Consider the following 14,636-nt stretch of genomic DNA (forward strand, 5'->3'; position numbering starts at 1 on the left):
TTTTTTTATTAAATAATTCCTTACATTTATAGGCAAAAAATTAAGCCTATGAAATTTTTATATTCTCTAATTGCATTTTCTTTTGCCATTACATGTATGCAGGCACAAACTTGTGCTGGCAGATATCAGAGTGATATTTTTACCAATGTAGATGTTACTACTTACGATTATGGCAGTGCCGTTAACATGGCAGGCAATACACAAGTGCTAAAACTTGATTTATATACACCTGTTGGCGATACAGCTACAGACAGACCTGTAGTTATTTTATGCTTTGGAGGGTCGTTTTATGCGGGAAGCAGAACATCTAGCGAATTGGTAACTATAGCAACAAGTTTAGCAAAAAAAGGCTATGTAGCAGCTTCTATAGACTATAGGTTGGCATCAAGTATGTTTGATTTAATAAGTGAAGAAACTATGGTAAAAGTAGTTTTTGGAGCTGTACAAGACGGCAAAGCGGCTATTAGATATTTTAGAAAAAACTTTGACGAAGGCAATTCTTTTGGCATAGATGCCGATCAAATATTTATAGGAGGTACATCTGCCGGAGGTATTCTGGCTATCAACTTAGCTTATGTAGATTCATTAGGTAAATTACCTACAACATGGCAAGATTGGGCATGCGAAATAGGTGGAATGGAAGGTAATAGCGGAAATCCGGGGTATTGTTCTTATGTAAGTGGCGTATTTGGTTTTGCAGGAGCAGTGGGAGACACCTCATATATTAATGCTAATGATGTTCCGTTTTATGGTTGTCATGCTACGGGAGACCAAACCGTACAATACGGATATGGAGCACCACTTAATGGATTGGCACCGGTAAGTTTATATGGTAGTGGCAATATAGGAACCAGATTAAATAATTTGGGTGTTTATAATTGGTTAGATACATACAACGGTTCAGAACATCCGCCTTTTGGCAATGGAGGATTAGCAACTACCAATAGCAATTTAACTTCGTTTTTATATAACATTTTAGATTGCAATCCCAGCAACATGAAAAAAGCATATCAACAAGGATGCTCATCTTTAACAAGTCCAACCTCCCTAAATGAGGTATTGCTTAATCTACCGTTAGATAATGACAGCAGTCAGAGTTATTCTGCCACAGAACTTGTTTGGAATACAATGGAATGCGATTATGCCTACTATGAAATAGAAATAGATACAAATGAATTTTTTACTCAGAATCCCAACATATATAGTAGTACATCTCAAAATTATAACTTATCTAACTTAGAGCCAAACACTACCTATTATTGGCACGTTAGAGGATCAAATGATAATGTTAATTATGATAATTGGAGTGATACGTATAGCTTTAAGACCATTAGTGAACAAAATTTTTATTTGATTTCACCAAGTAATAATTCATTTGGATTGGATTATGATTCTCTTTATTTTGATTGGTCAGATGACTCTAGCAATGTTGATGGTTACGTAATTTATTTAGATACGGTTTCTGATTTTAGTAGTGCTTATGCTCAAATCATTTCTAATGTAAATTCTTCAAATTATGTATTTGATTCTTTAGCATCCGGACAAGATTATTATTGGAAAGTTGTTTCTGTTCAGTCAGATACTTCGGGAGGAACTGTAAATGTTAGTAGTTCAACATGGAAATTTAGAACAAAAGATTTAACAGGCATTGGTGTAATTAATTGCCCACTAGGCCTACCGGGTTGGAATATTTTCCCTAATCCTACAGAGAATGTATTAAATATAGAGTACGAAAACCATGTAATAGACCAATTATATATTTATAATGTAGTAGGAAATCAAGTTTTTGAAACCAAAGGAATAGAAAATAGAGCTACAACAATAGATGTAAGTAATTTTTCAAAAGGTGTTTATTACATAAAAGCATTTACTGAAGGGCAGTGGGTGCAAGATAAGTTTATAGTGAAGTAAATATTTTATACCGATTAGGAATATATAATAGTCCAATCTCAGCTTCGCCTTATTGTACTAAATATATTATACACAATATAAATTAACATATAGTATAATGCCGTTTTGATAGCCGTTTAGAACAAGCATTGGTCTATTACGGATATCCATGCGGTATTGCTCTATCGGTATTTACTATTGTAAAACACAAAATAGATTAGACTATTTTGTGTTAACAATTGGTATAAGATTATACTAACAGAGTTAATTTATAAAGCTTTTAATGAAAAAAATATTTGTTTTTTTTATAAAAAGTAAATTTAATTTGTAGTTTTGCATAAAATAATAAGATCATGAATAAAAAATTACTTTTACTATTGTTTATCTTGTACATAATAGGACTATCGGAAGCTCAAAATTTAGTTCCAAATCATAGTTTTGAAACTCAGTCTGGTTGTCCGTCAGTAAGTGAGATTACTGTTGCAGAATACTGGAATTCTCCTACTTCAGGAACGCCTGATTTGTTTAACTCTAATTGTCCATCTCAAAACTCTTCTGCACTGACAGGAATAGGAAGTGCTGGATTTTATGCTTATTCTAAGTTTCCTAACAACAGGGAGTATATACAGGTTAGATTGAATGAATCTTTAATACAAGGTCATACATATTGTGTAGAATTTAATGTTAAAAGAACAAATTTCTTATACGGAATTGGGGGGATAGGTGCATATTTTGATACAGATTCCACATTTATAACACAGACATCAGTTTTAAATTTAGTGCCACAAGTTGAAAACCCTCTATCAAATATATTAGGTGGAACAGTGTGGATTTCTATCTCAGATTCTTTTTTAGCACAAGGAGGAGAGGAGTATATGATCATTGGAAATTTTCAAAATGATGTTAATACTCAATTAAGCATTGAAAATGCGAATAGTACGGATTCAATTGCATATTATAAAATAGATGATATATCAGTGGTGGATTGTACTTCTCAGGATACTACAAGCATTAGGGAGCTTGCTGAAGTAGCTAAAATGTATCCTAATCCATCGTCAAGTCAAATACATATTGATTTTAAAAATTCAAATTCATCTTTTGATGTTAAGCTATATAGTGTGATAGGCGTTGAAGTTACTAATTATACGAATGTACGTGATTATATCAATATTGATGTTGCTGAGTTTCAAAATGGATATTATAGTCTTCAATTAATTGAAGGCACTAAAACATATCAATCAACTTTAATTATTAAACACTAAAAATTATATAATGAAAAACAGAATTATTTACATACTAACTATAATATTAGCTATCGGATTGTTATCTTGCGGAAACAATAATAATAGTACACCAAATCAATCAACAGGTGATTATTACCCAACAGCTATAAATAATACATGGTACTATTATAATGGGGATACAACCGTTAATAAATTTATATCCTTAGATGTTTTTAATGGTAAAAATTATTATAAGCAAAATACCTATTATGGTACTACTCAGCAGGGTTCAAATATTGCAGCTAAAATTTGGATAAACAAAGATAATGGCGATTATGTAGGTAGAATGGACTTTTCTGGAGATAACGAATATTATATGATGGAAGTAGATGAGCCAGTTGAAACAATTTTTTTGAAAGACTATTTAAATGCTGGAGATTCTTGGACAGAAAATATAAATTATACACTTTCTTATACTCCTATGCAAAGTTATTTACCGCCATACCCAGATGTAACAGTAAATATGGAATACAAATATACAATTGTAGAAAAGGGAGCAAGCTATACTATTGCTGGACAATCGTATAATGATGTTATACAAATAAAACTTGATGCTAAAGATTATAGCACTTCCTATATTGCTACTACGTATGCATTTTATGCTAAAGATGTAGGAATTATTAGAACAATTGATGATAATGGTACAGGAAATTTATTTAATTATCAGTTGTATTAAGAATTTATTTCAAAAAATACCCAAATTCATGTAATACTATTAAAAACTCCAATAGGATATGTCCTATTGGAGTTTTTAATGTTATACTGTTAATAGCCTAATATTGGCTTCTGCTTATTGTACTAATGTATTATTTTAAGCTTTATATTTTGTTTACTACATTCCTAAAAGCACATCTATAGGATCTTCGCCTAAAAGCATTTTTTCTGGATTTTCTAAGTAGTCTTTTACTTGCACTAAGAAACTTACCGACTCTTTTCCGTCTATTATACGGTGGTCGTAGCTTAGGGCTAAGTACATCATGTTTTTAACTACTACTTTCCCGTTTTCTACCATTGGGCGTTCTTCTATTTTGTGCATACCCAAAATGGCACTTTGTGGTGGGTTAATTATAGGTGTAGAAAGCAATGAACCAAAAATACCGCCATTAGTAATGGTAAATGTACCTCCAGTCATTTCTTCCATAGTTAGCTCTCCGTCTCTGCCTCTCACGGCTAAGCGTTTTACTTCTTTTTCTATACCGTCCATGCTTAAAGATTCGGCATTTCTAATTACAGGTACTACTAAACCTTTAGGTGTAGAAACAGCAATAGAAACATCTACAAAATCATGATAAACTATATTGCCACCGTCTAAATCTAAACGGGCATTTACAGCCGGGAATTTTTGTAAAGCTAAAGCACAAGCTTTTGTGAAAAATGACATAAAACCAATGCCTACACCGTATTTTTTATAGAAAGTATCTCTATATTTTGCTCTTATGGCTAAAATAGGATCCATATCTACTTCGTTAAAAGTAGTAAGCATAGCGGTTGAATTTTTAGCATATACTAATCTTTCCGATATAGTTCTACGCAAACGGCTAAGTCTTTCTGCTCTTTCTTCTCTTGAAAATGCTTTGCCACTATCTAACATTGCCACAGCACCTTGTTGTATAGTTGCTGTTCCGTTTTCTATAGCTTTTATTACATCTTCTTTAGTTACTCTGCCACCTGTACCTGTACCTACTATAAAAGCAGGGTTAACTTCATGCTCAGCTGCTATTTTGGCAGCAGCAGGAGATGGGAAACCTTTAGCATAAGTAGTAGATGTGTTAGAGCTTTCTTCTTTTTTTGGAACTTCTTTAGTTTCCTTTTTAGCTTCTTCTTTTGCAGGCTCTTTTTTATCTTCTACTTTAGTTTCTTCTTTTTTAGTACTTCCGGCAGGAGCTTCTGCACTAGTGTCTATTCTACATATTAAAGCACCTATTGCTAAATCTTCGCCTTCAGCGGCTACAAATTCTATTTTCCCACTTTGCTCGGCATATAATTCTTGCGAAGCTTTGTCTGTTTCCATTTCTACAATGGCTTGATCCATTTCTACATAATCTCCATCTTCTACCAGCCATTGTGCTAAGGTTACTTCTGTAATAGATTCTGCCAAATTTGGCACTTTCATTTCTATAATCTTTGACATAATTATTTTTGTTTTCCGTTAAAAGCTCTATTTAATAAATCTTCTTGTTCTTGTTTATGTTGTTTTTTATATCCCGTAGCTGGCGATGCACTGCATTTTCGTGCTACACATTCCATTGGATATTTTTTGTAGTATCGGCTTAGCAAATAACTCCATGCTCCCATATTTTCGGGTTCTTCTTGTACCCAAACTACTTCGGCTTTTTTGTATTTATCTAAAATTCTTTCTAAATACATTTCATTAATAGGGTATAGCTGTTCTAATCTTACTATAGCCACATCATCTCTGTTTTCGTTTTCTTTCTTTTCTAATAAATCAAAAGAAACTTTGCCCGAGCATAACAATAAGCGTTTTACTTTGCTTACGTTTTTATCAGTAACATGTGGGTCGTCTAAAATTTCTTTAAAAGTACCTTTAAACAAATCATCAATAGGAGATGCTGTTCGTGGATGACGCAATAATGATTTTGGCGACATATTGATTAATGGTTTCCTAAAATCCCATTTTTGTTGTCTTCTTATAGCGTGAAATAAGTTAGCGGAATCGGTAATATTAGTAATAACTACATTGTTTTCTGCTGCCATTTGCAAAAATCTCTCTAATCTGGCACTTGAGTGCTCTGGTCCTTGACCTTCGTAGCCGTGAGGGAGTAGCATAACTAAACCGCTATATCTGTTCCATTTGCTTTCTCCTGCTATAATAAATTGGTCTATCATAGCTTGTGCTGTGTTAGAAAAATCGCCAAATTGTGCTTCCCAAATAACTAATGAGTTAGGGCTGGCAAGTGAATAACCATATTCAAAACCTAAAACGGCATATTCAGAAAGATGAGAATTGTAAATAAAAAACCTACCTTGCTTATCTTGTATTTCTGAAAGTCTGTTATATTCTTCGCCTGTTTTTTCATCAGAAATAACAGCATGGCGGTGCGAAAATGTACCTCTTTTAACATCTTGACCGCTCATTCTTACATCATTGCCTTCCATTAGTATAGAACCATAAGCCATTAATTCAGCAGCTGCCCAATCTACAGAGTTGTTTTCTTGCATTACTTCTCTTCTGTTTTCAAGGTATTTCTGCACTTTTCTAAGTGGATGAAAACCTTTTGGATAAGAAATTAATGCTTTTATAATTTTTGTAGCATTAGCTTTAGTAATACTTGTTTTTGGCGAAGACTGAAAATCTTTATAAGTAGAAGCACGCAGTTTTTGCCATGCCAATTCCGGAGCTTGTGGTTTGTATTCTGCTTTTTTCTCTTTTACTCTGTCTAATCTGCTTTGTAGTTCGTCCCAAAATTCTTGGTCAAGCTGTTTAGCTAATTCTTTGCTTACATCTTTATGATTTGATAATTTTTCAAAATAAATATCTCTCGGATTTTTATGTTTGTTTATTAAATCGTAGAGTAGTGGCTGCGTATATTTAGGATCATCGGCTTCGTTATGTCCGTGTTTTCTGTAGCAAACCATATCTACAAATATATCTTTGTTAAATTTTTGGCGATATTCTGCTGCCATTTCTGCTACATATATAACCGCTTCTATATCATCTCCATTTACTTGCAGTATTGGAGCATTTACCGTTTTGGCTATACTACTACAATAATCGGAAGAACGGGCATCGTCAAAATCTGTAGTGAAACCTATTTGATTATTAATAACAAAATGTATGCTTCCTCCGGTATAATATCCTTTAAGTAGGCTCATTTGCAAGGTTTCGTACACAATGCCTTGCCCAGCCACAGCTGCATCGCCATGTATAAGTAAAGGTAATATTCTGTCGTATTCAGAGTTGTAAATGTCATCTGCTTTGGCTCTTGAAAAACCTTCTACCACGGGGTCAACGGCTTCTAAGTGCGAAGGATTTGGCATTAATTCTAAATGTATTTCTTTATTATCGGGCGTTTTATGAGTAGAGCGGAAACCTAAGTGATACTTTACATCTCCATCGCCCATTGTTTTTTGAGGTTCATTGCCTTCAAATTCGTCAAAAATCTCATCATAAGTTTTGCCCAATATATTAGTCAGTACATTTAAACGTCCACGGTGTGCCATGCCTATAACTACTTCTTCTACAGGCGTATCGGTAGTAGCTGCTTTGTTAATTATAGCTATTAGGGCTGGGATTGTAGTTTCTCCACCTTCTAAAGAAAATCTTTTTTCGCCAATAAATTTTTTACCTAAAAACTCTTCAAAAACTACAGCTTTGTTTAAGTTTCTAAATATATCTATCTTCTTATCTAAAGGAAAATCATAGCTTAAATAATCTTTTTCTATTTTTTGCCTAAGCCATTTTATTTCTTCTGTTTCTCTAACATAATTGTACTGAAAACCTATGGTTCGGCAGTATATTTTTTGCAATTGTTCTATAATTTTTTCAAGCGTAGCTTTGCCTATGCCTATAAGTTCTCCAGCTAAAAATTCTTTTTTTAAGTCTTTGTCTGTTAGTCCAAAATTGCTTAAATCTAAATTGGCATGTCTGTCTTTTCTTTTTCTAATAGGATTGGTGTTTGCCACCAAATGTCCATTGTTTCTGTATGCTTCTATAAGCTGAAAAACTTTTATTTCATCAGAAGAAATAGAACCACTGCTTAAATTATCGGCACTATAATTTTGTGTTGCAAATTCAAAACCTTCAAAGAATTTTCTAAACTCGGGATCTATTGAATTTTTATCCTTTAAATAGTCGTTATACAAGTTTTCAATGTAATCAGGGTGGGCATTACTTAAATAAGAAAAATCACTCATAAATTGTGTTTCAAAAATATTAGGTTGCAAATATCATATTTTTTTGTGGCAATAGGGAATATAAAACAATGAATATTAACATTCGGTTCGTTAATAATAGTAAAGTGTAAGGATAATAAAATATTAGATAAAAATTTTGGAAATAAAATGAAATAGACTTACATTTGCACTCCGTTAATAAAAGGAATAATATAAATGGCAAATATTAAATCAGCAAAAAAGAGAATTAGAAAGTCTGCTAAGCAAAGATTAGAAAACAGATACTACGGCAAAACTATGCGTAATGCTGTACGTAAAATTAGAGCTACGAAAGAGAAAGGCGAAGCAGAAAAAGAACTTCCTAATGTAATTTCTATTATAGATAAAGTTGCTAAAAGAAATCAAATACATAAAAATAAAGCAGCTAACTTAAAATCTAAGTTAACTAAGTACGTAAACGCTTTATAGTAATACACAATACGGATATTATTAAATAGGGTTCTGAAATTTTTCAGAACCCTATTTTTGTTATATCTTTTAACTATCTACACCTTTAAGTTTTCTCTTTGCTAAACCTGCCGATATACTTGGAAAATGCTTGTTTACTATGTAAAAAAAGCGTTCTAAAAACGATGATGGAATAAATAAAAACTGTTTTTTAGCAGTATATGCTTTGTAAATTTTATTGGCAACAATATCTGGACTTAATCCTTCTTCTATAGTATTATCGGTTGTTCCTTTTTGACTGCCATCGGCTACAAGTGCATTTTTGCCTACGTTGGTTTTTACCGCTCCCGGTCGTATCATGGTTATATCAATATTCTTATTTGATAATTCTACTCTTAAAGCCGCAAAATAGCCTTCTACGGCATATTTGCTGGCACAGTAAGCGGTTCTATACGGCAAGCCTGCCACTCCGGCTATGCTGGTTACATTTATATAATGACCCAATTTTTTGTCAATAAAATGGGGGAGTAGTGCTTGGCTTAGTTTTATAGTACCTATCTGATTAACATTAAAAATCTTTTCATAAACTTCAAAAGAAGAGTTTTGAGCTAAGCTACGCTGAGAAATTCCTCCGTTATTAATCAATACATCAATTTTGCCAAATAAATTAATGGCTTCCTTAACCGTTGTTTCAATTTGATTATGATTTCCTAAATCAAAAGCAAGCAATTTAATGTTGTCGGTATTTTTGCAGTTGGATTTTACTTTTTCTAAGTCGGCTATTTTTCGCGAACTTAAAATAACTTGGTAGCCTTCTTTACTAAATTTATATACCAACTGTTCGCCAATGCCGGACGAAGCTCCTGTTATCCAAACAACCTTGCTCATTTTACTTAAAATAATCCGTAAAGTTCTGCTTGAACTTTATTGTAAATAGATGTTATATCTTCTTGATTTTCAACAAAGTTCAAATCATCACAATCTATAATTAATACTTTTCCTTGTTTGTAATTTTTAATCCATGATTCGTAAAATTCATTTAAACGTTTTAAATAATCTAAACGAATATTATCTTCATAATCTCTACCTCTTTTTTGAATATTATCAACTAATTTAGGGATAGAATTTTTTAAATAAATTAATAAATCCGGAGCTTTTATTTGAGAAATAATGGTATTGTACAAACTCTTATAATTATCAAAATCTCTGCTTGACATTAAGCCCATTTTATGCAAGTTCGGAGCAAAAATTTCGGCATCTTCATAAATAGTTCTATCTTGTATTACCGTTTTAGGATTGTTTTTTATTTCAATAATTTGTTGATAGCGACTATTTAAAAAATAAATTTGAAGGTTGAAAGACCAGCGTGGCATATCATCGTAAAAATCGTTTAAATATGGGTTGTTTTCAACATCTTCAAACTGTGCTTCCCAATTATACTGTTTAGCCAACATACTTGTTAATGTTGATTTTCCTGCTCCTATATTTCCGGCAACAGCTATGTGATTAATTTTCTTTTCTGACATAAAATTCTATTTAAAATAATTAAAACCCATGATATCTCTAACTCCTTCTATGGTTTCTTTTGCATTTTTTTTGGCTTTGGCTACGCCATGTTCTAAAACTTCTTTTAGGTATTTTTCGTTTGCTCTTGTTTCTATAATACGCTCTCTTATTGGTGCTAAAAAAGAGTTGGTATCTGTAGCTAATTGCTTTTTAAAATCTCCGTATCTAATGGTGCAATCATTATATGCATCATCAAATTGTTGGTAGGTTTCTTCAGAGGAAACATGCTTCATTAAAGTAAATAAATTAGCTATCTCTTGCGGTTTTTCTTGATTTTTTTCTGTAGGACCAGCATCTGTTTTAGCTTTTTTATACTTTTTTAAAATAGTGGCTTCATCATCGGTTAAAAATATGGCATTGTTGCCATCTGCATCGCTTTTGCTCATTTTTCCCGTACCGTTTAATCCGGGTATTTTAACTAAATCGCCTTCAAAACTAAATGCTTGAGGCTCCGGAAAAAAATCGGTATTATAAACATGATTAAATCTATTGGCAAAAGTACGTGTCATTTCTAAATGTTGCTCTTGGTCTTTGCCTACAGGCACGTATTTGGCTCTGTGTATTAATATATCGGCTGCCATAAGCGTAGGGTAGGTAAGCAAGCCTGCATTTACAGTAACACCTTTAGCTCGTATTTTTTCTTTAAAAGAAGCTGTTTTTTCCAATTCGCCTTTGTGGGCAAACATATTTAAGTACAAATACAACTCGGCTATTTCACCCATACTGCTTTGCAAAAAAATAGTTGCTTTTTCAGGATTAATTCCAACACCCAAATAATTAGCTAACACATCTTTTACATTATGTTGAAGTTCAATAGGATTATGATTTGTAGTAAGCGTGTGCCAATCTGCAATAAAAAAATAGCAGTTGTAATCATTTTGCATTTTCACAAAATTAATAGCAGCACCAAGGTAATTGCCTAAATGCAATTTGCCCGAAGAACGCATTCCACTAAGCACAATTTCTTTATTCATTAAAAAACTTCATTTTTTTGAAACGCTAATTTATAAAATATTCAAAGAATAAAGTCTGTTTAAATTGTATTTGTTGATATAGATGCAAATATTACTTAAAAAGATGTACGGCAATACATTTGTTAAATTAACTTTCTTACATTTGTAATATGAAAATAGACGAAACTTTAATTGACCGTTTAGCTGTTTTATCTAAGTTAGAATTTAATGCTACAGACAAAGCTGAAATTCAAAAAAATCTGAATAATATATTAAAATTGGTAGAAAAACTGCAAGAAGTAGATACCGAAGGTGTAGAGCCATTAATATATATGAATGAGGATATTGATGTGTTTAGAGAAGATAAAGTAATAGAAACAATTTCTAAACAAGAAGCCTTAAAAAATGCTCCAAGCAAAGATTCTGACTATATTAAAGTGCCAAAAGTAATTAGCAAGTGAAAATAATAGAACTAAATGATGTAAAGAAAATTTACAAAATGGGTTCGCAAATTATCAAAGCTTTAGCGGGCGTAAGTTTTAATATTTATCAAAATGAATATGTAGCTTTAATGGGTCCTTCTGGCTCGGGAAAATCTACTTTAATGAATATGTTGGGCTGTTTAGATACGCCTACTTCGGGTTCGTACATACTTAATGGTACAGCTGTAGAAAGTATGACAGAAGATGAACTGGCTCATGTACGAAACAAAGAAATAGGTTTTGTTTTTCAAACTTTTAATTTATTGCCTCGTTTGTCTTCTTTAGAGAATGTAACCTTACCATTAATTTATGCCGGTATGTCTAAAAAAGAACGCTTAGAACGCGGAGAAGAAGTAATGGATATGGTAGGGCTAAAAGATAGAATGCATCATAAACCCAATGAACTTTCGGGTGGGCAAAGGCAAAGAGTAGCCATAGCCAGAGCTTTAGTTAATAAGCCTTCAATAATACTTGCCGATGAACCTACAGGAAATTTGGATACTAAAACTTCTTATGAGATTATGAATATTTTTGGAGAAATTCAAGCACAAGGCAATACGGTTATTTTAGTTACTCACGAAGAAGATATTGCATTGTACGCTAAAAGAGTTATACGATTAAGAGATGGCTTAGTAGAAAGTGATATGCTTAATGAGACAGTTGAACAATGACTAATGTAGCAATAGATAGAATTTGGAACACAAGAAAAGCAAATAAATAAAAAAGATATGAGAATAACCGAAGGAATGTTGCGTGAAGACGCACTAAAAGATAAAGTAATAGTAGTAACAGGCGGTGGCTCCGGTTTAGGAAAAGCTATGACTAAGTATTTTATGCAATTAGGAGCTAAAACCGTAATAACAAGCCGTAGATTAGAACTACTACAAGAAACAGCTAAAGAAATAGAGCAAGAAACAGGCAGTGAGTGTTTGCCCGTAAAATGCGATGTGCGAAATATTATAGAAGTAGAAGCACTTAGAGATGCCGCAATAGAACGATTTGGCAAAGTAGATATTTTATTAAATAATGCGGCAGGAAATTTTATTAGCCCTACGGAACGCTTGAGTGCTAATGCCTTTAAAACTATTATAGACATTGTACTGATGGGTACAGTTAACTGTACTACCACTTTTGGTAAACACTGGATAGAAACCAAACAAGAAAAAGGAAATGTACTAAATATAGTAACTACTTATGCGTGGACAGGTTCTGGCTATGTAGTGCCTTCGGCTTGTGCTAAAGGTGGTGTGCTGGCTATGACACGTTCTTTAGCAGTAGAGTGGGCTAAGTATAATATCCGTTTTAATGCCATAGCTCCGGGTCCATTCCCCACTAAAGGAGCGTGGGATAGATTATTGCCTGGCGATTTAAAAGAGAAAATGGACATTAGCAAGCAAGTGCCATTAAAAAGAGTTGGAGAACATCAAGAATTGGCAAATTTAGCAGCTTATATGGTTTCAGATTTTGCAGACTACATGAATGGCGAATGTGTAACTTTAGACGGAGGAGAATGGCTGCGAGCAGGACAATTTAATGGCTTAAGTATGATACTGGAGGGCATGTGGGATCAGCTGGAAACTATGATTAGAGGTACTAAAGGGAAAAAATAACTTTAAATGATTGCTTACACAACTTACATATAAGGTAAAAGATGAGGCAATGATTTTGTAAGTTCATATTGCTTTCATGAGTAATGCTAAAATATATTTTTAAATTTACGCAATGGTACAGCGTATATTACAATCTACTTTTGTAAAATTTACATCTGTTGTATTTGTTGGCAATGTTGTTTCGCAATTAATAATATTTATAGCTTTTGCTTTATTTGCACGTCATTTTCCTAAAGAAGATATAGGTATTTATACCATCTTTATTTCCCTGTCTATTGTATTGGCTATTATAGCTACAGGACGGTATGAATTGGCAATAATGCTTCCCAAAAAAGATAATGAAGCATTTTCATTATTTAAAGCTTCGGTAGTTTTAGCTGCTGTTTTTAGTATAGTTTTATTTGCCGTAGTTGAATTATTGCCCTTACATCTTTTATTTTCCAATTTTACTACTTTTACCACTTTAAAACCATATTTATATCTTTTGCCTTTAGGTGTTTTTTTTATGGCTTCTTTTCAAAGTTGCTTGTTGTTTAATAACCGATTAGAAAAATATACACAAAATGCTGTTTTAAAAATACTACAAGCTGTTTTAATGCTTTCGTTGAGTTTTTTTTTAGCAAAATATTGTTATTCTGTAGCTACAGCATTAGTATTGGCGTGGGTAATAAGTCAAGCTATAGTTTTAGTTGTAAATTTAGCAATGTATGTGCCTTTTTATAAAAATGGGTATTCATTAGCTCAAACCCAAGAGCTTTTAAAAAAATATAAAAGATACCCTACAATAGCTTTGACTGGAAATTTTGTTGAAACATTAGCCAATGAATTGCCTAATTATATTATACCTACTTTTTATGGAGTAGCTACACAAACTTTGTACGCTTACGGCAATAAAGTGGCAGCAGCCCCAAGAAATTTTATTGCTTCGGCTGTAGGAGATGTTTTTTTTAAAACTTCAAGTGTAATAGCTCATGATAATCCTAATAAACTGTTGCAGCATACTAAAAAAATTACATTAACATTGTTTGTTTTTTCTATTTCTATATATGGCATTGCTATTTTGCTAAGCAAATTTATATTTCCCTTATTCTTTGGGGCAGATTATACGCAAGCCGCATATTATTTTAATTGGATAGCTTTTGCTTCTATTTTTATGTTTGTAAAACAACCTATTTCTACTATTGATGATGTAGTACAAAGGCTGAAACCCACTTTTGTATTTAATATAGTAGCATTAGTTATAAAGTCAATAACGCTTTATTTTGCTGCTTCAAAATTGAATAATCCTATTCATGCTATAGCTATTTATGCGGTTTTAAATGCCATTTTAGCCTTGTTTTGGATATTTTATTTGCACAAAATGGCAAATGATTTTAAAAGTGTACCTTCCTAAAATAGGCAACCATTTTCAATAGAAGATAAATGGATTATAATTTATTTTTCATTTTCTCCGATAAAAAACTATCAATTATAAACTGATTCCACTTAGGAAGTAGTTTCTTGTATTTTTTAAATATACCTGTTCGGGTATAAAATAATTTTTACAAATAC

At 32.4% G+C, this 14,636-nt stretch carries 13 protein-coding genes; 8 read left to right on the forward strand and 5 right to left on the reverse strand.

Annotated elements, in window-relative coordinates:
* The first annotated feature begins 48 nt into the window (after positions 1-48).
* The 3 genes from H6578_10550 to H6578_10560 all read left to right on the forward strand — a co-directional run bounded on the left by H6578_10550 (position 49) and on the right by H6578_10560 (position 3,849).
* Positions 49-1,911, forward strand: a complete 1,863-nt coding sequence (locus tag H6578_10550; GenBank protein MCB9227591.1) for a T9SS type A sorting domain-containing protein — start codon at positions 49-51, stop codon at positions 1,909-1,911.
* 332 nt (positions 1,912-2,243) lie between these two features.
* Positions 2,244-3,152 (forward strand): T9SS type A sorting domain-containing protein, encoded by a 909-nt coding sequence (locus H6578_10555; GenBank protein MCB9227592.1) that lies wholly within the window; start codon positions 2,244-2,246, stop codon positions 3,150-3,152.
* Between the two features lie 10 nt (positions 3,153-3,162).
* Positions 3,163-3,849, forward strand: a complete 687-nt coding sequence (locus tag H6578_10560) for a hypothetical protein (GenBank protein MCB9227593.1) — start codon at positions 3,163-3,165, stop codon at positions 3,847-3,849.
* 156 nt (positions 3,850-4,005) lie between these two features.
* On the opposite strand, the gene odhB is transcribed toward H6578_10560, so the two are convergent.
* Entirely contained in the window at positions 4,006-5,304 is a 1,299-nt protein-coding gene (gene odhB, locus H6578_10565; protein ID MCB9227594.1) for a 2-oxoglutarate dehydrogenase complex dihydrolipoyllysine-residue succinyltransferase, read from the reverse strand.
* 2 nt (positions 5,305-5,306) lie between these two features.
* A complete protein-coding gene (locus tag H6578_10570; protein MCB9227595.1) occupies positions 5,307-8,048 on the reverse strand; it encodes a 2-oxoglutarate dehydrogenase E1 component in 2,742 nt (913 codons plus the stop codon).
* A 195-nt stretch (positions 8,049-8,243) separates the two neighbouring features.
* Here H6578_10570 and H6578_10575 point away from each other — a divergent pair, with 195 nt between their 5' ends.
* Complete coding sequence (locus H6578_10575; protein MCB9227596.1) at positions 8,244-8,495, forward strand: 30S ribosomal protein S20; 252 nt, start codon at positions 8,244-8,246, stop codon at positions 8,493-8,495.
* A gap of 69 nt (positions 8,496-8,564) precedes the next feature.
* On the opposite strand, the gene H6578_10580 is transcribed toward H6578_10575, so the two are convergent.
* Genes H6578_10580 through trpS form a run of 3 tightly spaced genes read right to left on the reverse strand, consistent with a single transcriptional unit; the run spans position 8,565 to position 11,014 of the window.
* Positions 8,565-9,362, reverse strand: coding sequence for an SDR family NAD(P)-dependent oxidoreductase (locus H6578_10580; GenBank protein ID MCB9227597.1), 798 nt, complete (start codon positions 9,360-9,362; stop codon positions 8,565-8,567).
* A 5-nt stretch (positions 9,363-9,367) separates the two neighbouring features.
* Positions 9,368-10,000 carry a deoxynucleoside kinase gene (locus H6578_10585; GenBank protein MCB9227598.1) on the reverse strand — a complete coding sequence of 211 codons (633 nt, stop codon included), beginning with the start codon at positions 9,998-10,000 and terminating at the stop codon, positions 9,368-9,370.
* Between the two features lie 6 nt (positions 10,001-10,006).
* The gene (trpS, locus tag H6578_10590) at positions 10,007-11,014 is read right to left on the reverse strand and encodes a tryptophan--tRNA ligase (GenBank protein ID MCB9227599.1); all 1,008 of its coding nucleotides are present in this window, start codon (positions 11,012-11,014) and stop codon (positions 10,007-10,009) included.
* 149 nt (positions 11,015-11,163) lie between these two features.
* Between trpS and gatC the strand changes: the two genes are divergently transcribed.
* The 4 genes from gatC to H6578_10610 all read left to right on the forward strand — a co-directional run bounded on the left by gatC (position 11,164) and on the right by H6578_10610 (position 14,478).
* Positions 11,164-11,454, forward strand: a complete 291-nt coding sequence (gatC, locus tag H6578_10595; GenBank protein ID MCB9227600.1) for an Asp-tRNA(Asn)/Glu-tRNA(Gln) amidotransferase subunit GatC — start codon at positions 11,164-11,166, stop codon at positions 11,452-11,454.
* A 2-nt stretch (positions 11,455-11,456) separates the two neighbouring features.
* Positions 11,457-12,146 (forward strand): ABC transporter ATP-binding protein, encoded by a 690-nt coding sequence (locus H6578_10600; protein ID MCB9227601.1) that lies wholly within the window; start codon positions 11,457-11,459, stop codon positions 12,144-12,146.
* Between the two features lie 57 nt (positions 12,147-12,203).
* A complete protein-coding gene (locus tag H6578_10605) occupies positions 12,204-13,085 on the forward strand; it encodes an SDR family oxidoreductase (protein MCB9227602.1) in 882 nt (293 codons plus the stop codon).
* A gap of 112 nt (positions 13,086-13,197) precedes the next feature.
* Complete coding sequence (locus H6578_10610) at positions 13,198-14,478, forward strand: oligosaccharide flippase family protein (GenBank protein MCB9227603.1); 1,281 nt, start codon at positions 13,198-13,200, stop codon at positions 14,476-14,478.
* Positions 14,479-14,636: the final 158 nt, after the last annotated feature.

Source organism: Chitinophagales bacterium (genome assembly GCA_020635995.1).
In the GTDB taxonomy this organism is placed as follows: Bacteria; Bacteroidota; Bacteroidia; order Chitinophagales; family UBA8649; genus JAFMKE01.